The 20,431-nt window shown below is 58.2% G+C and carries 8 protein-coding genes, 1 tRNA gene and 8 pseudogenes; 7 read left to right on the forward strand and 10 right to left on the reverse strand.

Annotated elements, in window-relative coordinates; all coding sequences use genetic code 11:
* Positions 1-389 precede the first annotated feature (389 nt).
* Complete coding sequence (gene ubiG / locus EIO60_RS10935; protein WP_258576820.1) at positions 390-1,118, reverse strand: bifunctional 2-polyprenyl-6-hydroxyphenol methylase/3-demethylubiquinol 3-O-methyltransferase UbiG; 729 nt, start codon at positions 1,116-1,118, stop codon at positions 390-392.
* 177 nt (positions 1,119-1,295) lie between these two features.
* Between ubiG and gyrA the strand changes: the two genes are divergently transcribed.
* Positions 1,296-3,908, forward strand: coding sequence for a DNA topoisomerase (ATP-hydrolyzing) subunit A (gene gyrA / locus EIO60_RS10940; RefSeq protein WP_258576821.1), 2,613 nt, complete (start codon positions 1,296-1,298; stop codon positions 3,906-3,908).
* A gap of 191 nt (positions 3,909-4,099) precedes the next feature.
* Positions 4,100-5,846 (forward strand): annotated as a pseudogene (gene rcsC / locus EIO60_RS10945) (two-component system sensor histidine kinase RcsC); the annotation flags it as partial.
* Between the two features lie 219 nt (positions 5,847-6,065).
* On the opposite strand, the gene rcsB reads toward rcsC, so the two are convergent.
* The 3 genes and pseudogenes from rcsB to EIO60_RS10960 all read right to left on the reverse strand — a co-directional run bounded on the left by rcsB (position 6,066) and on the right by EIO60_RS10960 (position 10,084).
* Positions 6,066-6,716: a response regulator transcription factor RcsB gene (gene rcsB / locus EIO60_RS10950; protein WP_258576822.1), complete on the reverse strand. Its 651-nt coding sequence runs from the start codon at positions 6,714-6,716 to the stop codon at positions 6,066-6,068.
* A 1-nt stretch (position 6,717) separates the two neighbouring features.
* Positions 6,718-9,250: pseudogene (gene rcsD / locus EIO60_RS10955) on the reverse strand (phosphotransferase RcsD).
* Between the two features lie 20 nt (positions 9,251-9,270).
* Positions 9,271-10,084 (reverse strand): annotated as a pseudogene (locus EIO60_RS10960) (MFS transporter).
* Between the two features lie 907 nt (positions 10,085-10,991).
* Between EIO60_RS10960 and ompC the strand changes: the two are divergent.
* Positions 10,992-12,242 (forward strand): annotated as a pseudogene (gene ompC / locus EIO60_RS10965) (porin OmpC).
* Here the strand turns inward: ompC and EIO60_RS10970 are convergent.
* On the reverse strand, positions 12,130-12,693 hold the full coding sequence (locus EIO60_RS10970) for a TetR/AcrR family transcriptional regulator (protein WP_258576823.1): 564 nt from the start codon (positions 12,691-12,693) through the stop codon (positions 12,130-12,132). The pseudogene ompC and the gene EIO60_RS10970 sit on opposite strands and share 113 nt — an antisense overlap.
* Before the next feature lie 106 nt (positions 12,694-12,799).
* Here EIO60_RS10970 and EIO60_RS10975 point away from each other — a divergent pair.
* Positions 12,800-13,252, forward strand: a pseudogene (locus EIO60_RS10975) (nuclear transport factor 2 family protein).
* A gap of 3 nt (positions 13,253-13,255) precedes the next feature.
* On the opposite strand, the gene EIO60_RS10980 reads toward EIO60_RS10975, so the two are convergent.
* Positions 13,256-13,399: a hypothetical protein gene (locus EIO60_RS10980; RefSeq protein ID WP_258576824.1), complete on the reverse strand. Its 144-nt coding sequence runs from the start codon at positions 13,397-13,399 to the stop codon at positions 13,256-13,258.
* A gap of 377 nt (positions 13,400-13,776) precedes the next feature.
* Between EIO60_RS10980 and apbE the strand changes: the two genes are divergently transcribed.
* From apbE to EIO60_RS10995, 3 genes and pseudogenes are all read left to right on the forward strand, one after another.
* Positions 13,777-14,805 (forward strand): FAD:protein FMN transferase ApbE, encoded by a 1,029-nt coding sequence (gene apbE, locus EIO60_RS10985; RefSeq protein ID WP_258576825.1) that lies wholly within the window; start codon positions 13,777-13,779, stop codon positions 14,803-14,805.
* 28 nt (positions 14,806-14,833) lie between these two features.
* Positions 14,834-15,456, forward strand: a pseudogene (alkB, locus tag EIO60_RS10990) (DNA oxidative demethylase AlkB).
* 83 nt (positions 15,457-15,539) lie between these two features.
* Positions 15,540-17,172, forward strand: a pseudogene (locus EIO60_RS10995) (multidrug ABC transporter permease/ATP-binding protein).
* On the opposite strand, the gene EIO60_RS11000 reads toward EIO60_RS10995, so the two are convergent.
* The 4 genes and pseudogenes from EIO60_RS11000 to yejM form a co-directional block, all read right to left on the reverse strand.
* Positions 17,119-17,577, reverse strand: coding sequence for a hypothetical protein (locus tag EIO60_RS11000; protein WP_258576826.1), 459 nt, complete (start codon positions 17,575-17,577; stop codon positions 17,119-17,121). The pseudogene EIO60_RS10995 and the gene EIO60_RS11000 sit on opposite strands and share 54 nt — an antisense overlap.
* 595 nt (positions 17,578-18,172) lie before the next feature.
* Positions 18,173-18,331 (reverse strand): hypothetical protein, encoded by a 159-nt coding sequence (locus tag EIO60_RS11005; protein ID WP_258576827.1) that lies wholly within the window; start codon positions 18,329-18,331, stop codon positions 18,173-18,175.
* A 177-nt stretch (positions 18,332-18,508) separates the two neighbouring features.
* A tRNA-Pro gene (locus tag EIO60_RS11010) sits at positions 18,509-18,585 on the reverse strand.
* Between the two features lie 71 nt (positions 18,586-18,656).
* A pseudogene (yejM, locus tag EIO60_RS11015) lies at positions 18,657-20,412 on the reverse strand (LPS biosynthesis-modulating metalloenzyme YejM).
* Positions 20,413-20,431 lie beyond the last annotated feature (19 nt).

The raw sequence follows: 20,431 nt of genomic DNA on the forward strand, positions 1-20,431 counted from the left end.
ATAAATAGTCCCCCGTTTATTCACAGGGTTATTCAATGTGAATGATTCTGTGGATAAACCCTATTATATAGGGGGTTGGGAGAGAATGAGTAACAATATGGAGGTTATTCTAGTGTCCTGACGCCAGATAACAAGACGGAAAAATGGTGGCTGTGGGGCTTGTATTTTTTGCGAATTTCTAAATCTCGCGATTTATAAGGCCCAATAGCTGGTCAACCAGCGTGGTAAAAAATTCCAGATTTTGATCTACCGCTGATTTTTCGCGCATCGCTGTGCTTTTTCGCGACAACCGGCTAGCGCACCGACGCAGTGGGCTGGCGCGAAGAGCCTAAATCAGCACTGTGACGAGGCGATGACAGGCACGCAAAGCGGGGTTGCGCGCCGGCGCGTTACTTCTTGACGTGGCGGGTATGCACCATGTAATTCACGTCGACGCCGCGGCCCAGACGGAATTTATTGGTCAGCGGGTTGTAGTGCAGGCCGATGATGTGCTGCTCGCGCAGCGGCGTTTCGTCGACCCAGCCCAGCAGCTCGGAAGGGCGGATAAACTTCTTCACGTCGTGGGTGCCGCGCGGCAACATATGCAGCACATACTCCGCGCCAAACACCGCCATCAACCAGGCTTTCGGGTTGCGGTTGATGGTGGAGAAGAATACCTCGCCGCTTAGCTTCACCAGCTGCGCGCAGGCGTGCACCACCGAGCGCGGATCTGGCACGTGCTCCAGCATCTCCATGCAGGTCACCACGTCATACTGACCGGCGAACGCCTCGGCGTGATCCTCCACCGTCTGCTGCACGTAATTGAGCGTCAAGCCGTTTTCCATCGAGTGCAGCCGCGCCACCTGCAGCGGCTCGGCGCCCATGTCGAGGCCGGTGACCTGCGCGCCTTCACGCGCCATGCTTTCCGCCAGAATGCCGCCGCCGCAGCCGACGTCCAGCACTTTTTTGCCGAACAGACCGTTGCTGTGCTGCGCGATATAGCCCAGACGCAGCGGGTTGATGCGGTGCAGCGGCTTGAACTCGCCTTCCAGATCCCACCAGCGCGAAGCAACCGCCTCAAACTTGGCGATCTCCTGCGCATCGACGTTGGGCTGCGTTTCCTGCGGTTGTGCATTCATTGAATCATTACTCCAGACAAAATGTTGACTGAGTATAAACGCTTATTGCGCCAAGACGCACCTTTCCTGCGCAAGGAAAAGCGCGGCAAAACGGTGGTTAACGTTCACCAGCGGACTGGTATGTGATATACTTTCGCATCTTTAAAATCCGGGCATATGTAGAGGGAAAGCGGCTCCATGAGCGACCTTGCAAGAGAAATTACACCGGTCAATATCGAAGAAGAGTTAAAGAGCTCCTATCTCGATTACGCCATGTCGGTCATCGTTGGCCGAGCCTTACCCGATGTGCGTGACGGCCTGAAGCCTGTCCACCGCCGCGTGCTCTACGCGATGAGCGAATTGGGTAACGACTGGAACAAACCCTATAAGAAATCCGCCCGTGTGGTCGGTGACGTTATCGGTAAATATCACCCGCACGGGGATTCTGCTGTTTACGACACCATCGTCCGCATGGCTCAGCCTTTCTCCCTGCGTTACATGCTGGTGGACGGACAGGGCAACTTCGGCTCCGTCGACGGCGACTCCGCCGCGGCGATGCGTTATACCGAAGTGCGCATGTCGCGTATCGCCCACGATCTGCTGGCTGATCTAGAAAAAGAGACTGTCGATTTCGTCCCGAACTACGACGGCACCGAGCAGATCCCTGAAGTTCTGCCGACCAAAATTCCTAACCTGCTGGTCAACGGCTCCTCCGGTATCGCCGTCGGCATGGCAACCAACATTCCGCCGCACAACCTGACGGAAGTGATCAACGGCTGCTTCGCCTATATCGACGACGAAGATATCAGCGTCGAGGGGCTGATGGAGTATATTCCGGGACCTGACTTCCCGACCGCGGCCATCATCAACGGCCGTCGCGGCATCGAAGAGGCGTACCGCACCGGCCGCGGCAAGATCTACATCCGCGCGCGCGGTGAAGTGGAGACTGACGCCAAAACCGGCCGCGAAACCATCGTGGTGCATGAGATCCCTTATCAGGTCAACAAAGCGCGCCTGATTGAGAAAATCGCCGAGCTGGTGAAAGAGAAGCGCGTCGAAGGCATCAGCGCGCTGCGCGACGAGTCCGATAAAGACGGTATGCGCATCGTGATCGAAGTGAAGCGCGACGCGGTAGGCGAAGTGGTGCTCAACAACCTCTACTCGCTGACCCAGCTGCAGGTCTCATTCGGCATCAACATGGTGGCGCTGTATCAGGGCCAGCCGAAGATCATGACGCTGAAGGAGATCCTCGAAGCCTTCGTTCGGCACCGTCGCGAAGTCGTAACGCGCCGCACCATTTTCGAACTGCGCAAAGCGCGCGATCGCGCCCATATCCTTGAAGGTCTGGCGATCGCGTTGGCCAACATCGATCCGATTATCGAGCTGATCCGCCGCGCGCCAAGCCCGGCCGAAGCGAAAGCGGGCCTGATCGCGCAGCCATGGAAGCTGGGCAACGTCGCTGCCATGCTGGAGCGCGCGGGAAACGACGCTGCGCGTCCGGAGTGGCTGGACGACGCGTTCGGCATCCGCGACGGTCACTACTACCTGACCGAACAGCAGGCGCAGGCAATCCTCGATCTGCGTTTGCAGAAGCTCACCGGCCTTGAGCATGAAAAGCTGCTTGACGAGTACAAAGAGCTGCTGGATCAGATCGCCGAGCTGCTTAACATCCTGATGAACGCCGAGCGTCTGATGGAAGTGATCCGCGAAGAGCTGATCGCCATACGCGACCAGTTCGGCGACGAACGTCGCACCGAGATCACCGCCAACAGCGCCGACATCAACATCGAAGACCTGATCAATCAGGAAGATGTGGTAGTGACGCTGTCCCATCAAGGCTACGTCAAGTACCAGCCGCTGTCGGATTACGAAGCGCAGCGTCGCGGCGGCAAAGGCAAGTCGGCGGCGCGCATCAAGGAAGAGGATTTTATCGACCGTCTGCTGGTGGCCAATACCCACGACACCATCCTCTGCTTCTCCAGCCGCGGCCGTCTCTACTGGATGAAGGTTTATCAGCTGCCGGAAGCGAGCCGCGGCGCGCGCGGCCGTCCGATCGTCAACCTGCTGCCGCTGCAGCCTGACGAGCGCATCACCGCCATTCTGCCGGTGCGCGAGTACACCGAGGGCTTCAACATCTTTATGGCAACCGCCAGCGGTACCGTGAAGAAAACAGCCCTGCAGGAGTTCAGCCGTCCGCGCAGCGCGGGCATCATCGCGGTGAACCTGCGCGAGGATGACGAGCTGATCGGCGTGGCGCTGACTAACGGTAACGACGAAGCGATGCTCTTCTCTGCCGCCGGTAAAGTGGTGCGCTTCGCCGAAAGCGCGGTGCGCGCCATGGCCCGAACAGCCTCGGGCGTGCGCGGCATCAAGCTGGCGGAAGGGGATCGCGTGGTGTCGCTGATCGTGCCGCGTGAAGAGGGCGCTATCCTCACCGTGACGCAAAACGGCTACGGCAAGCGCACCGCCAACAGCGAGTATCCCACCAAGTCGCGTGCGACGCAGGGCGTGATCTCCATCAAGGTGACCGAGCGTAACGGCCCAGTGATCGGTGCGGTGCAAGTGGTGGACGGCGATCAGATCATGATGATCACCGACGCCGGTACCCTGGTGCGCACCCGCGTCTCCGAGGTCAGCGTCGTTGGTCGTAATACGCAGGGCGTGATCCTGATCCGTACCGCGGAATATGAGAATGTCGTCGGCCTGCAGCGTGTGGCCGAGCCGGTGGAAGAGGAAGAGCTGGACGCCATCGACGGCAGCGTAGCGGAAGGCGAAGAGGATATCGCGCCGGAAGCAGACGAAGAGGAGTAACGCTTCGCGCTGACGCCGCCAGGGAGGGCGGCACGATCTTAACTGCAGGAAAGGGCAACCCGACCTACCGTTGCTTTTTGCGGCGCGCTTCGCTCTGCGCGGATGCCGACTGGCTTTTCTCACCTGATACAGCTAGTGTAATGAGCATCCTGAAACCAGCCCGTCGATAACCTTGCCGTAGTGAGTTTCCTTTGAAATATCTGGTCTCTTTTCGAACCACGCTGCGTATCTCACGCTATCTGTTCCGTGCGCTGGCGCTGCTGCTGTGGACGCTGGGCGCGGTGCTGCCCACCTTCTTTATCATCAGCGTATTGCACGACAAAGAGAGCAGCGTGCGACAGGAGTTCGCCAGCAACTACAGCCAGGCGGAATGGTATGTGCGCCACTCCGCCGACGTGATGCGCGAGTTGAAGTACATCACAGAAAACCGGCTTACCAGCGCCAGCAACGGCCTGGACGTGCTGAACGGCGCGCTGCTGGGCAAAACCACGCTGCCGCAGTTTACGCCGCTCTTTCTCCGACGGCGACTGCTCGTCGATGAGCAACACCTGGCGCAACTCGCTCGATTCCCTCAGCGACTACATCAACTAATGGAAAAGCAACTTCGCCTCTGCCTATGAGCTAAACCGCGTCTTTTTTATCGGTGGCGAAAGCCAGTGCCTGGCGGACTTCACCATCAGAAGCAGCAACGTCGACCGCGAACGCAGCCTGAAGGCGCTGCGCGAACGCGTGCTGCGCTACCGCAACGGCAATGATGAAGAGCGCCGCAACCCGATCTACTGGGTTAACGCTACCCCCCTCTGGGCGTCGGCACCTTCTATATGATGATGCCGGTCTACGTCGCAAACAAACTGCAGGCGCTGCTGGGCGTCGAGCAAAACATTCGCCTGGATGAGTTTATCCAGCTCGGCAGCCTGCCGGTGGTGGCGACCCTCACGGATGAGAACGCGTGCCCGCTGCTCACCTCGCGCCGCGGCGGCAACAGCTTTGCGCTGGAAGATCTGCCAGACGACAAAACCTGGTTCGGCTACCTTGACAGCTATCGCCAGCTGGTGCTGAAAAAGCCGCTGCCGCCTTCCGATCTCAGCGTGGTGTGGTCGGCCTCCACCAGTGTGCTGGTGGATGAGCTGAAGCTGATGATCATCAACGCGCTGTTGCTTAATATCTTCAGCGCTATCGTGCTGTTCAGCCTCGCCCAGCTGTTTGAGCGCCGCATGTTCCTGCCTGCCGAGGAGAACGCGCACCGGCTGGAGGAGCATGAGCAGTTCAACCGTAAAATCGTCGCCTCGGCGCCGGTGGGCATCTGTATTCTGCGCACCAGCGACGGCACCAATATTCTCAGCAACGAGCTGGCGCACAACTATCTGACGCTGCTGACGCAGGAAGATCTCCAGCGGCTGAACGAAATAATCGGCGGCCAGCAGGTGAATTTCGTCGACGTGCTCACCCACCGCGGCAGCAACACCAACCTGCAGATCAGCTTCGTGCATTCGCGCTACCGCAACGAGAACGTGGCGATCTGCGTGCTGGTGGACGTCTCCGCGCGCGCGTATGGAGCAGTCGCTGCAGGATATAGCGCAGGCGGCGGAGCAGGCGAGCCAGTCGAAATCGATGTTCCTCGCCACCGTCAGCCATGAGCTGCGCACGCCGCTCTACAGCATTATCGGCAACCTCGACCTAATACAGACCAAACAGCTGCCGAAAGAGGTCGATTCGCTGGTGACGGCGATGAACAACTCGTCGAGTCTGCTGCTGAAAATCATCAGCGATATCCTTAACTTCTCCAAAATCGAATCGGAGCAGCTGAAGATCGAGCCGCGTCCGTTCTTGCCGCGCGAGGTCATTACCCATATCGCCGGCAACTACCTGTCGCTGGTGGTGAAAAAGCGGCTGACGCTCTACTGCTTTCTGGCGGAAGAGAAGCAGTGCTGTATGGACGCCAGCATGGACAACTGCCTGTCGAAACCGGTGACGCTCGACGTGCTGAAAACCACGCTGGCGGTATACGTGGAGCGGGTCCGCGGGCGCGCAGCGACCGGCCAGAAAAGGGCAGGGGGGCATCACAGCGTGAAAAGGCCGGGGGCAACGTTGCCAGCCGGCTAGAGAGTCGGACAGTGCAGAGAACAGGCGGCGACGGCGCGCCACCTGGATAAGGCGTTACTCTTTGTCGATCTGCATCGCGCTGACCGAGGAGAGGTAGTTCAGCAGGGCGATGTCGTTATCAACGCCCAGCTTCATCATCGCCGATTTTTTCTGGCTGCTGATGGTTTTGATGCTGCGGTTAAGCTTTTTGGCAATTTCCGTCACCAGGAAGCCTTCGGCGAACAGGCGCAGCACTTCGCTCTCTTTTGGCGACAGGCGCTTGTCGCCATAGCCGCCGGCGCTGATCTTCTCCAGCAGTTTCGCCACGCTTTCCGGCGTATACTTTTTGCCTTTCTGCAGCGCGGCCAGTGCCTTGGGCAGATCGGTTGGCGCGCCCTGTTTCAGCACGATGCCTTCAATATCAAGATCCAGCACGGCGCTAAGAATAGCCGGGTTGTTGTTCATGGTAAGAACGATAATCGACAGGTCAGGATAGTGGCGCTTGATATATTTGATCAGGGTGATGCCGTCACCATATTTCTCGCCCGGCATGGAAAGAGCGGTGAGCAGGACGTTGGCGTCGAGTTTGGACAAGTTATTAATCAGTGTTGTTGAGTCTTCGAACTCACCTACAACGTTAACCCATTCAATTTGCTCCAGTGACTTTCGGATACCGAAAAGAACAATTGGATGGTCATCGGCAATAATTACGTTTAACTTATTCATCTTATTGGTTACCTTGCTGCAGCAGGTCGTTGACGTAAGCGTCAATGTCACTGGTGGTATTTGTAATTTTTGAATTGTCATATGCTTTGATGTGCAGTTCTAACTCTTCACAAAGCTGTTTACCCGGTGTCGGGTTGAGCATGGCAAACACGCCTTTCAGGCGATGCGCTGTCTGAGCAAGCATGGCGTAGTCCTTTTCTGCCAACTTAGTATATAGTCTCTTTACATCAGGCGGTACTGTCTCGGTAAACAGCTGGAAATAACCGCCGTTGAGCAGCGGGGTTAACTCCTCGTCTTCTGTATTCTCCTCCATCGAATCATGGGCCAGTTGTTTCTCAATCAGCGCCAGCAGCGCGTCAGGCAGCGCATTGCTAAGATTGAAATTGACCCGGTATTACCGATCGTTAAGCGCATGGTGGCCCAGCTCGTCTCCGGCCAGCATCAGCGCCCAGCCGCTGAGCCTGGCGGGATCGTCGGTCACCAGTACGTCATGTTCCTGACCCGACAGCCGTTCTTCCGGCGTTAGGCAGCGCGCGCGCCAGTTTTCCAGATGGCGGCACACGATTTTGTGCACATCCTCTACGTCAATTTCGATCAGCACCGTCACGCCGTCCAGCAGCTTTTCCTCTTCCTCTTCCGGCTGCTGCTCCAGCGCCAGCGGCAGCTGGATATTATAGTGCATGCCGATCTCCGGCCTGGCGATAATCTCCAGGCTGCCGCCCATCTGCTTGCAGAGGAAGAGGGCCATGCCGGAGGCCTGGCCGTAGCGATCCTGGCTGGTTTCACCAAGGAACGGGGAAGTCGGCGTTCGCCAGCTCATCGACGGTCAGTCTGGCGCCGGTGTCCGCCAGCTCGATGTGCAGCCGATCCGGGCGTGCCTCATCGGCGCTGACCGTCAGGGAGATCTTGCCCCAGCACGTGGTGGTCAGCACATCGTGCGTCAGCGTCGCCAGCACCTTGCGCAGCGCACGGCGGTCGCCGAAGCGCTGCTCGTCTTTGGGCTGCTGATTGTTGACCACCAGCGACAGCCCTTTGCGCCGCATCAGCGGCAGGCTTTCAAGGGCAATTTCGTCCAGCAGATCTTGCACGGTTTCATCTTCGTCAAGCTGGCTGAGTTGCACCAAGCTGCGCTACCACCTTTTCCAGCGGGAGATTAAGCGCGTTGCCGAGATTCTGTAACAGCTGCTGCCGCATCTGATGGTTGCGATCCAGCACCTGCTGCGCCTTCTAGCAGCTTTTTGTTCACCAGCAGCTCGCGATCCTGATCGCGCATCAGGAAAATCTGCATATGCGGCGACAGCAGGCTGCGCGCGTGGCGGATTTCATACCCTTCGTTGTTGATGGTGGCCTGCAGCACGCCCTGATGCTGGTCGGACATATTAATGATCTTTTGCAGGTTGAGATGCGGCAAAAAGATGTTCTGCTATTTTATTGCTGAGAATGGTGCGGTTGCTGGCGAAGTCATACACCAGCAGGCCCACCGGCAGGCTGCTAACGAGCTCCTCGTTCAGCACGCGCAGCGAGTCCAGCTCTGCGCTCTGGTTTTCGCTGGGCCGCAGCGACTGCTGGCGCAGCAGTGTCATACCGGCGAACGAGAGCAGGAACAGCAACAGATTGATTAGCAGCGGCCACAGCAGATTATGCAGCGTATCCACCAGCAGGCTGGTAAGCGTCACGCGATAGACCAGCTGCAGCGGCTTGCTCGGCAACGTGGCGGCGATCTCCACGTTGGGATTGACGAAGATGAGCTGCGTGCTTTCGCCCGCTTCCTGATCGCTGGCGGCGGGCAGCGTGGCATCCTGACGCAGCTGGAAGTTCTCATCGGCATGTTCTGCGGAATCAGCTCATTGACCGGCAGATTGAACGCCACCACCGTCGACAGATGGCCCGGCTGGTTAAAGGTGGTGTAAACGGTAAAGTAGTGGTCGTTCTGCAAGGCGAAATGGCGCAGCGGCGAGAAGCTTTCGCGCTCATCCAGCGCGTTGGCCTGCTGCAGCATCTCTGCGCGGCGGCCATTCACCCGCGAGCTGATGGCGCTCTCTTTATAGCGCGTCGCCATATCCTTCAGCGACAGCGTGGAGATCATGATCAGGCTGTTATCCTGGCCATTGAGAAAATACATCGACCAGGTCGGATTCTCCGCGCTCCAAAGCGTGTCGAGATAGTTCGACATGCGCATCGTCATATCGAGCGTGCTGCTGTCGTGCGAGCCGAAAATCAGCGCCTTGGTTTTGCGCCGGTTTTTTCCAGATAGTAGACGTCGGGATGCAGCCGCGTCCCCTGCAGGTTGCTGTTCGGAGTGCTGCCCGCGGCGCTGGTGGCGAGATTCTCGTAAATTTGCTAGGTGGCGAAGCGGTAGGCGTCGATGCGCTTTTGCGTCGCCCGCGCCAGGTCAGTCATGGCGTAGCGCTTCTCGATAAGCCGGGCGTTGACCGAGTTGTGCACCATAAAGCCCAGCGCCAGCAGCAGCACCAGATTAAAATAACAAAGAAGCGAGTGACATTGCCGGATGTCAGCGGGAACTTATACAACATAGTGTCTCAGGCATCTGAAATCATCGCGCGACCAGTCGGGCACTGGCGGCCACGGCCAGCAGCAGCGCGATGAGCAGAAAGGCGCCGCTGAGGCTCAGCCATTGAGAAATAAATCCGATTAAAGCCGGACCTGAGAGAATACCTGTATACCCCAGCGTTGTCATAGCGGAAATCGCTAGGTTCGAGGGCATATCCTGTTGATTCCCGACGGCATTGAATAACATCGGCACCGTATTCGACAAGCCGAAGCCCACCAGCAGAAAAGCGAGCAGGGCCATTTGCGGCTAGGGCAGAAAGACCGCCAGCGCCAAGCCGGCCGACGTCGTCAGCGCGCCGGTCAGCATTACCGGAAAGCGGCCGAAACGATCAATAATTTTATCGCCGGTCAGGCGACCCACCGTCATCGCCACGGAAAAGAGCACGTAGCCCAGACCCGGAGTGCGCCGTCGACATCGAAGGGCTTTGCAGCAGCAGCAGCGCGCCCCAATCGAGCACGGAGCCCTCGGCGAGAAACAGGATAAAGCCGAGAAAGGCGACGAAGCCGCGCGGCATCACCAGCCAGGGCTGATCGGGCTGATACAGCCGATCGCGCATCAGCGTCGCCGCCATCATCCACATCGTATCGAGCACCGCCAGCAGCGGCAGTGTCGCCAGGAGCACCAGCGTGGAGCAGAACATCACGCGACAACAGCCGAAACGGCCCACCAGCGTGCCGGTCACCGGCATCGCCGCCAGCGAACCGATGCCGAGGCCAGCGATAAGAAAAACGATACGTGTCCCTAGACTGCCACGGATGTGAAGTTTCCTGGGTGATGCGGCATCCAGTGCGGTCATAGTGTTATTCGTGAGTGTCAAAGCGACGAAGTGTAGCATTAAAGCCGCAGCCGCACGCGCAGCTGAACCGCTTTTGCCGACGATAAATCGCTGGTCAGGCGCATATTTTACCGATTTTTCGCTGGCGTTATCCGCTTTTCAGAACTTTCCTGGCTGTTATCTGAAAATGCGTCGCCTTACAGAAGGGGTGGTCAGATATTTGCCGGTCGAGACAATTGCCCGCCGCCGCGCGGCCGCCTAAGCAGACCCGTTTTGCGCCGACCGATCCATTGATTAATAGCCGCTTAGCACCAAACAGGTCGTAGATAAAACAGGATGAACGCGTTTTAAACGAGGTGATTTATTACCGTGATAAATCAGCTAGCGTATTATTCAATAATTGAATTAACCCTGCATGCAATAAAAGCCGGGTGGGCCGGTTGTCAAAAAAGGCTTATTTTACGCGCGCGCGTAAACGGTAGCAATTAAAGGTGTGGTAAGGACAACATTGATAAAAAATGCCAAACTAACAGGTTCGGCGGTAAATAGGGTAAACATCACATTCGGGGTGAATGAAAGTAATAATGAAATAAATGATGACAGCGGGATCTATTGTATTCTCAGATGGCTCATATGTTTTATCATTCAGTGCTGAGGTGGGGCTGATCGTAATCTGATGAAAAAATATGATGTAAAATAGTTTGTTATTTTGTGTAATAATTTCACCAATGCTTGCTGCTTATTAGTCCCGCAAAATTTACAGATGGAAATAAACATTTCGCAGTATGAAATAGTTTTGGAGATTTCTTAGTATTTTCGTGATAGCTTATTGCCCTTTATAAAATGACAATGGCGTGTCGGCTGAATTTTTAAGCATTCAGTTCGCAGTGGCATAATAAAATAAATGAAACGTCGCGTTCTCTTCCTGGTGATCCCTGCGCTGCTGGTTGCAGCGGGTTCAGCAAGCGCAGCGGAAATTTACAACAAAGACGGCAACAAATTAGACTTGTTCAGTAAAGTTGACGGTCTGCACTATTTCTCAGATAACGGCGGTAATTATGGCGATCAGTCTTACCTGCGCTTCGGATTCAAAGGCGAAACCCAGATTTCCGAGCAGCTGACCGGTTACGGCCAGTGGGAATAATAGGCGGCGCTGAACACAGCGGAAAGCGAAGGCACCGCTAACAGCTACACCCGCGTTGGCTTTACCGGTGTGAAATTTGGCGATGTAGGCTCGTTCGACTATGGCCGCAACTACGGCGTCGTCTACGATATCGGCGCATGGACCGACGTCCTGCAGGAGTTCGGCGGCGACACCTACGGCGCGGACAACTTTATGTTCCAGCGCAGCAACGGCCTGGCGACCTATCGTAACAACAACTTCTTTGGTCTGGTGGATGGCTGGAACTTCGCCGTTCAGTATCAGGGCAAAAACGACAACCCGAGCCGCGAAACCTCTGGTCGCGACTTGCTGGGTGAGAGCGGCGACAGCTGGGGCCTGAGCACCACCTACGATCTTGGCTCTAGCTTCGGCATTGGCGCGGCGATGTTCTAGTCTGACCGCACCAACAATCAGAACGGCGCTTCACCGGGCATCCTGGGCCGCGGCGACAAGGCGGAAGTTTACACCGGCGGCCTGAAATATAACGCCAACAACATCTACCTGGCCGCGATGTACAGCCGCTCCTTTAACGCTAACGCGACCCGCTTTGGTTCCAGCGATAGTGACGTTTACTGCTTCGCCGATAAAGCGGATAACTGGGAGCTAGTGGGCGCAGTACCAGTTCGACTTCAGCCTGCGTTCGTCGCTGGCGTTTGTGACCTCGTGCGGCACTCGCGGCACTCGCGGCACTGAAGTGCAGAACTGAGGCAAACAGAACCTGAAAAATATGTCGACGTCGGCGCAAGCTATAACTTTAACAAAAACATGTCTACCTATGTTGACTACCAGATCAACCTTATGGACGACAATGACTTTACCGACGCGGCCGGCATTAACACCGACGATACCGTGGCGCTGGGTCTGGTTTACCAGTTCTGGTGCTGTCAGGAGCGTAGCCTGCGGGCTACGCTCCCCTCTGCAATACTGCCGCCAGCGCGGCGCGTAAATCTGCTATCACCGCTTCACGCGCTTCCCCCAGCTGTACCTGCACTATCGCGCCTTCCGCCAGCAGCATAATCTGACCCGTTTTCGCCCGCTCGTCCGCTGCCAGTCTGTCGGCAATCGCCTGCGCCATCTCCCGCTTGTGCTCACGCGCCTGCGCGCTGACCTCCGGCTGGCTGTCGCCCAGCTCGGCGCTGGCGTTGATAAAGGCGCAGCCGCGATAGTCCGCCTCAGCAAACCAGCTGTGTAGCGCGGCCGGCAGCGTCTCCAGCAGCGGCGCCGGTTCCGCCATCGCCTGGCGAAATCCCGCCATCCAGCGCTGATGGCTCTGAGCCAGCACCGCCAGAATCAGCTGATTTTTCGCTGGGAAGTGGCGGTAAAAGGTGACTTTAGTGACGCCCGCCGCGGCAATCACGCTGTCGATACCGGTAGCGCGTATGCCGTGCTGGTAGAACAGATGCTGCGCCGCGGTAAGGACACGGTCGCGGGCGGCGGCATCGGGATTGAAGTAGAGCGGAGTGAGCATAGCGTGGCCTGTTAATTTTTTTGTAGACAGAATGGTCTACCTGCAGCAGAGTAAAGCAGGTAGACAACTCTGTCTATCCTGCTGAGCGGATCCACAGGAGATAACGATGCTGCTATCCCCCTTTGACACGCAAAGCGCAAAACAAAAAGTGCGTATGGCGGAAGACGCCTGGAACAGCCGTGACCCGCTGCGGGTGTCGCAGGTTTACGCGCAGGAGACGCGCTGGCGCAACCGCAGTGAATTCGTGCAGGGCCGCGACGCGGTGGTGGCTTTTCTGCGCCGCAAATGGGCGAAAGAGCCTGGACTATCGGCTGATTAAAGAGCTGTGGGCGCGGCACGACGACCGGCTAGCGGTGCGCTTTGCTTATGAGTGGATGACAGCGGCAACTGGTTTCGCAGCTTCGGCAATGAGAACTGGCGCTTCGGCGCGGATGGCCTGATGATTGAGCGCTTCGCCTGCATCAACGATCTGCCGATAGCGGCCAGCGAACGCCAGTTTCACTGGCCGCTTGGGCAACGCCCGGACGATCATCCGGGGCTGAGTGAGCTGGGACTGTAGCTGTCAGCGCAGCGTGCGTTTGCGTCTGGCCTCGCACTTCGCCTGCAGTGGCGGCATGCTTCCTTCAAAGCCTGTCTCGGCGAGGGTGAAGGCGGAAAAACTGAGCCAGTATTGCCACTGGCTCATCTGTGACGATGACTTTTTCATAGCGTACCTCCCGAAAGTTAACCGGGTTTAAACGGTGCACTATTCATGCCAGTCCGATCGCTCTCACAGCCACGGCGTTTGCTCCCGTTTTGCTACACTGTTGCGGCATTTTTGTGCAGGGGTGCTCAATGCTGGCGCGTGCGGCTGTAGCCCAGCGCCTTGTGACGTCGATGCTGCACCACCTTGCCGAGGCTGAAAAGGGAACAGTGCGGTAATAACGGCGAGAGTGACATAAATCATTAAAGGCCTCCTGTTAGCAGCCGGTAGCGCGCCAGTTTGATAGAAATCAGGGCGAGAAAACAACCTGCTTTTTGTTACTTTACTGATTATTTATGCTTTGTTTCTGCCAGGAATAAAGCGTTACAGATGAGGCAAGAATGCGATATCGGAACATTCCGCTACTGATAACAGCGGCCTGCGCGCTGAGCGCCTGCGATCTCTCGCCCGTGCCGCAGGCAATGGTGCTGGAAGGCAAAACCATGGGCACGGTATGGCGCGTGACACTGGCCGGCGTCGACGCCACGCGCCGCTACGCCCTGCAGCAGGCGATCCAGCAGCAGCTAGACGCCGACGATGGTACGCTGTCGACCTGGAAACCTGACTCGATGCTGTCGCAGTTCAACCGCTATCAGGGCGAGGCGCCGCAGCCGATCAGCGCCGATATGGCGGATATCGTCACCGCAGCGCTGCACATCGGCGCGCAAACCGGCGGCGCGATGGATATCACCGTCGGCCCGCTGGTGAACCTGTGGGGGTTCGGTCCGACAAAGCAGCCAGCACAGACGCCGACGGTGGCGCAGATCGCGGCGGCGAAGGCGCAGACCGGCCTGCAGCATCTGCGCGTGATCGAAACGGCGCAAGGGCAGTGGCTGCAAAAAGATCTGCCCGGCCTCTATGTCGATCTCTCCACCATGGGCGAAGGTTACGCCACTGACCATCTGGCGCGCCTGATGGAGCGCGAGGGGATCAATAACTATCTGGTTTCTGTGGGCGGCGCCGTGCTGAGCCGCGGCCAGAATGCGCAGGGCAACCCTTGGCGCGTGGCAATCCAGAAACCGACCGACCGCGAAAACGCCGTGCAGGCGCGCGTCGACCTGCAGGGACACGGCATCAGCACCTCAGGCAGCTATCGCAACTATTATGAACTGGACGGCAAACGCATTTCGCACGTGATCGATCCCGTTACCGGCCGGCCGATTGAGCATAAGCTGGTCTCCGCTACGGTGATCGCTACCACGGCGCTGGAGGCGGACGGCTGGGATACGGGGCTGATGGTGCTAGGCAGCGACAAGGCGAAGGCGCTGGCGCTGAAGCAACATCTGGCGGTCTACCTGATCAGCAAAGAGGGTGACAGGTTCATCAGCTGGATGTCGCCACAGTTCGCCGCCTTTTTGCTTTTTGATTGACAGCAAGTAACCACGCAAGGGGGGAGTTATGCTCGATCTGTTTGGCGATGAGGCGCCTTGGCAGGAACCGCTGGCCGACGGCGCAGCGATTCTGCGCCGTCGCGCGCGCGAGGCGGCGCCCGCGCTGCTGGAGGCGATTGCGGCGGTGGCGCAGCAGAATCCGTTTCACCATCGCATCACGCCATGTGGCCACCGCATGTCTGTGGCGATGACCAACTGCGGGGATTTCGGCTGGTCGAGCGACGCACGAGGCTATCAGTATACCGAGCAGGATGCGGAAAACGGCCGCCGCTGTTTCGCCAGCTGGCGCTCGACTGCGCGCGCGAGGCGGGCTTTCCAGGCTTCCAGCCCGACGCCTGCTTAATCAATCGCTACGAGCCGGGCGCGAAGCTGACGCTGCATCAGGACAAAGATGAGAAAGATCTGCGCCAGCCCATCTTCTCCGTGTCGTTGGGGCTGCCTGCGGTGTTTCAGTTCGGCTGCTTTGCGCGCGGCGACGCCACGCAGCGCGTGCTGCTGGAGCACGGCGACTTAGTGGTATGGGGCGGCCCGTCGCGCCTGCGCTACCACGGCATTCTGCCGCTCAAGCCCGGCGTTTATCCGCAGGTGGGCGCGTTTCGCTATAACCTCACCTTTCGCCGCGCCTTTTAGGGACGGCGCGACTGCGAATAACTATTGCTATCATTCCGAATCGCTTTACACTGCTGGCTGCTTTTCTGACTTCTGGAACCGTTATGGCGTTGCTTAACGTTGTTTTTCGCCAGTTTTGCTGGCCTTTTATCGGCGTCCTGCTGCTAACGCTGCTTAGCGCCGTGCTCGGCATCGCCATGATCGCCTACACCAACAGTGAAATGCTCGCGGCCATCAATACCTCCTATGCGGTTCTGCCAGGCTTTCTGCTGCAGCTGGCGCTGACAATGCTGTGACATCAGTTTGTCTGGCGGCTGTGCGGGGAGTTTATCAAGCGCATTCTCGACACCCGCGTCGAGCGGCTGGAGCAGATCGGCAACGTGCAGCTGCTGGCCGGGCTGACCAGCGACGTTCGCGCCATCACCATCGCCTTCGTTCGCCTGCCGGAGCTGATTCAGGGCATCATCATTACGCTGGGCAGCGCCCTCTATCTCGCTTGACTGTCGCCGAAAATGCTGCTGGTTTCCAGCCTGTGGATGGCGGTGACGCTGGTGGGCGGCTGGTTACTGGTGTCGCGCGTTTATCTCCATATGGCGAAGCTGCGCGAGGTAGAGGACGATCTCTACCGCGACTTTCAGAGCATCACTGAAGGTCGCAAAGAGCTGCACCTTAACCGCGAGCGCGCCCAGCTGATCTACGAAACCGTCTATCAGGAGGATGCGAAAGCGTATCGCCACCATATCGTGCTCGCTGATACCGACCACCTCAGCGCGGTGAACTGGTCGAATATTATGACGCTCGGCGCTATCGGCATGGTGTTCTTTATGGCGAACAGCCTCGCGGCTGGGCCAACACCTCCGTAGCGGCGACTTTCTCGCTGACGCTGCTGTTCCTGCGCACGCCGCTGCTCTTGGCGGTCAGCGCGCTGCCGACACTGCTCAGCGCCCAGGTGGCGTTCCGCAAGCTCAAAACCTTCGACCTCGCGCCCTGGCCGGAGGGATTTCATATGCTCCCGCCGCTGGCGGAGTGGTAAACGCTGGAGCTGCGCGACGTCTGCTTTCACTACGGGCAAAACGGCTTTACGGTGGGCCCGATCAACCTGACGCTGCGGCGCGGCGAGCTAGTGTTTCTTATCGGTGGCAACGGCAGGGGCAAATCGACGCTGGCGATGCTGTTAACTGGCCTCTACCAGACGCAAAGCGGTACGCTGCTGCTCGACGGCAAGCCCGTTGGCGCAGACGCGCTTGATCACTGGCGCAAACATTTCTCCGCGGTGTTCACCGACGTGCACCTGTTCGAGCGCTTGATTGGCCGCGAGGGCGTGCCCGTTAATCTGAAGCTGGTGCAGGCGTGGCTGGAACGGCTGAAAATGCAGGAAAAGCTGAAAATCGAGGGCAATAAAATCCTCAACCTGCAGCTGTCGAAAGGGCAGAGCAGGTGGCTGGTGATGCTGCTGGCGGCGGAGGAGCGTGACATGCTGCTGCTGGACGAGTGGGAGGCGGATCAGGATCCCCACATCCGCTGTGTCTTCTACCGCGAGCTGCTGCCGTGGCTGCAGGCGTCGGGCAAAACCGTTTTCGCCATCAGTCATGATGACCACTACTTTATCCATGTGATCGCCTGCTGGATATGTGCGACGGCAAGCTGAGAGAGCTGACCGGCCGCGAGCGCGAAATGGCGACGCTAGATGCGGTGCAGCGCACGGAGAGCGCTTATCCGATGAACGAAAAAGCTTAGCGGAAAGAAGCAGTGGCCCGCCTCGGCGGCCCGGCTTAAGCTAGCCTGCAGCAAAAACAGCGTTTTTTGCCTCCCTGGACTATTTTCTGTCGTCTTGTGTTTATACCGGCTCAGCCCCTTTGCTGCGCCGGTTTTTTTATTGTCGGGAAGCGGGTGCGTCAGCAGCGTCAGCACCCGCTCGTCGCAGAACTGAAACCGTGCCTCCAGCCGCGTGCCGACGCTGAACGCCTCGCTGAAGGGATGCGTCAGGCTGAGGGACGCCTTTTGCGCCGACAGATCGATCGCCACACCAGCGCCGCCTGATGACAATCCATCGGCTGATGCAGCTGCCGGCCACAGCGTCTTATACAGGCTCTCTTTCAGAGAAAACAGCAGCGGTGCGGCGGCGGGCCGTCGGGCAGGCATAGAGATAGCGCTGAACAGCAGCAGGTTAGTTGGGCAGGCAGAAGGCGGCGGAACAGCGGCGGGTCAGTCAGACGCGTGTATATCAGTGGAGCAGCGACGTGTTTTCCGGACGAACGTTTGGGTGGCGGGGCGGTAGCGGATGAGTCAGGGGATCGGTTCAGGCGGCGCGGCTAAGAGTCGGGAAGGGGTCTGACGAGGCCGCCAGCGGCACGGCAGGAAAAAGGCCGCCCATCGGCGGCCCTGCTCATTGCTTTTTCTGATCTGGCTCCGGACGTTTGTCGCCCGATTCCGGTGTGTTATTGGGATCGTTTTTTTCGATGTAATGCATAAACTTTCCTCCTTTTCCTTTTGCCTAGGTAAACATCAGTATAGACCATATTGCCGACGCGCAGGCGCAAGGCGCCATCCCAGGGCCACGCCCGGTAGGGCGCATTAACGAAACCGGCCGCCAGCAGAACAGAGCCGGGAAGCAGAAAGCCCCTATTCTGCTTCCCGCCGCCCCCCCCAGCACCCGTAGTATCAGACCGGCAGTTAGCCGCGACAGCGCCAGCAGCGAAAAGGTCAGCATCAAACCTCTCCCCGAAAAGCGTTCAGGTTACAGCATGCGCGTCTGAGCGCACAGTATCGACGCAAAAAAAGATAAGCCGTAACCGGCATACAGAAAGGCGCGCCGTTGGCTGCCCGCGGCATACATCAGCGCGAGGATCCCGGCGAACAGCATGGGAAGTGCCAGCAGGATAAAAACATCCATCATTTTTTCGGTAAAGCGGGGCGCGAAGGGTGCGTACAGCTTCAATCTGCGCGAAAGGGAACACACATCGCTATCGCGCCGGCAAAGCTTCAGGGTCTGAACGGGCGGGCAGAAAGGCGCGGCGGCAGAGCGCAGGCATAAAAAAAAACAGCCTTAACAGGCTGCTTTAGTTGAGAATTTTGGTCGGCACGAGAGGATTTGAACCTCCGCCCCCTGACACCCCATGACAGTGCGCTACCAGGCTGCGCTACGTGCCGAACAGTGGAGTTTAGTCTACTGTTTCTTCGGCGGAATGCAAGCAGCTGGCGTCTAACTGCCTCATAATTAATCAGTTAGCGATAAAGCGCTTCTCTTCCGTCAGCACCTGCAGCAGTAACGCCAGCTGCGGCCGGTGCTCCTGCAGGCGATTTCCCTGCGCATCATAGGCGTGATAGCTGTCGTTATTGTTGAGCATCAGCGTCACCTGCGGCGGCGTCACTACCAGGCGGTTATCTTCGCTGCTGGCCACCCAGTTGTGGCGGCGCTGCGCGGCAAAGAGATCCTCTCCCTGCGAATAGTTCACCGGGCTGGTGCGCACGTGCAGCAGGCGCTGCATCAGCGTCGCCATCACGTCCTGATGATCGGTTAGGCGTTCGATGGTCTGAGCCGGCGTATCGGGCTAGTGGATCACCAGCGGCATCTGCAGGTTGGCGCGGTTGCCTGCGCTTTCGACGTTGCCTTCCAACGCCACTCCCTGCTGCGCGGTGATCACCACCTCGGTATTTTTCAGCAGGTCGCGCTGCTGCAGGGCGGCGAGCGCGTTATGGATCTGCTCATCGATCGCCGCGGCCTGACGCTGATAGCTGCGCTAACGTGTTTTCGCCGTCGCGCCGCTGAGATCGACGCCGTCCAGCGCCTGCCATGAGAACCACGGAGTGCCGTCGCCTTTCTGGCTGCTGAGCCAGTTTTGCCACTGCGTCACCGTGCTGGCGTTGTTCTGGCGATCGGTCGCCGTCAGCGTATAGTCCGCCAACAGCGCCTGACGATAGAGCGGCTGGTTAAAGCCCTCGGAAGAGAAGAGCCCGAACTGATAGCCCTGCGTGCTCAGTGCCCCCAGCTGCACCGATGGCATACGCGCCGACAGCACGCCATCCATATAGCTGGCGGAAATGCCGTAGAAACAGGCCGAACGGCCCTTTTTCCGCCATGTCGCCCGTGCTGAAGTGCTATGTAAAGCGCACGTTGTCGATGGCGAACTTGTTAAGCTTCGGCAGGGGTTGCGCCATATTGCCGCCGTTCAGCCCTTTAACCGTAATCACCAGCAGGTTGTTGCGTGTGCCGCCGTCGCGGAAGGTGATGTCGCTAAGCGGATACTGCACCGAGAGCGTTTCCGGATCGCCCTGCTGGATCAACCGCTGCTTGTAGGCCTGCGCGTCCAGCAGGCCGTGGCGCTCAAGGAAGCGCCGCGCGGTCATCGGATAAGAGAGCGGCAGGTTAGCGCGCTGCATGGTAATGGGGCGATAGAAGTTGGCGTCGGCCCAGATATAGAGCAGATGGCTGGCGAAAAAGGCGCTGATAAACAGCGCCGCCAGCGGTTTGCCGAACGAGCGCCGGTTCAGGCTGCGCAGCTTCTGCCAGCTCCAGGTGGCAAACAGCATCTCCACCAGAAAAATCAGCGGCACGCTGATAAACATCAGCTGCCAGTCGCGCGCCATCTCGCTTTGATCGGGGTTGATCACCAGCTCCCACACCACCGGGTTCAGGTGCAGATGGAAGCGGTTGAACACCGCACTGTCCACCATAATCAGCGTCAGCCCGGCGGTGGCGATAATCGCCGACAGCACGCGCAGCAGCCGCTGCGACATCACCACAAAGGTTAGCGGAAAGATCGCCAGCAGATAAACGGCGAACACAATAAAGCTGAAGTGGCCGAGCCAGCTGCTGAAGGCGTAAATGCGTCCAGTCAGCGAGGCGGGCCAGTCGGCGACCAACAGATAGCGGCTGCCTAAAATCAACGCGAAGAAAATATTAAACAGAGCAAACCAGTGCCCCCAACTGATCATCTGGGACACTTTTTCGCGGTAGCGCTGCCGGTTGGTTACCATAGTATGCGGTCAAATCAGC

Origin of the sequence: Candidatus Pantoea persica (genome assembly GCF_013753875.1) — a bacterium.
GTDB lineage: Bacteria > Pseudomonadota > Gammaproteobacteria > Enterobacterales > Enterobacteriaceae > Pantoea > Pantoea persica.

Bases quoted from the DNA above. Each gene is read 5' to 3' on its own strand.
- ubiG (WP_258576820.1), bottom strand. From the start codon at position 1,118: ATGAATGCACAACCGCAGGAAACGCAGCCCAACGTCGATGCGCAGGAG.
- gyrA (WP_258576821.1), top strand. From the start codon at position 1,296: ATGAGCGACCTTGCAAGAGAAATTACACCGGTCAATATCGAAGAAGAG.
- rcsB (WP_258576822.1), bottom strand. From the start codon at position 6,716: ATGAATAAGTTAAACGTAATTATTGCCGATGACCATCCAATTGTTCTT.
- EIO60_RS10970 (WP_258576823.1), bottom strand. From the start codon at position 12,693: ATGCTCACTCCGCTCTACTTCAATCCCGATGCCGCCGCCCGCGACCGT.
- EIO60_RS10980 (WP_258576824.1), bottom strand. From the start codon at position 13,399: ATGAAAAAGTCATCGTCACAGATGAGCCAGTGGCAATACTGGCTCAGT.
- apbE (WP_258576825.1), top strand. From the start codon at position 13,777: ATGCGATATCGGAACATTCCGCTACTGATAACAGCGGCCTGCGCGCTG.
- EIO60_RS11000 (WP_258576826.1), bottom strand. From the start codon at position 17,577: ATGCCTGCCCGACGGCCCGCCGCCGCACCGCTGCTGTTTTCTCTGAAA.
- EIO60_RS11005 (WP_258576827.1), bottom strand. From the start codon at position 18,331: ATGATGGATGTTTTTATCCTGCTGGCACTTCCCATGCTGTTCGCCGGG.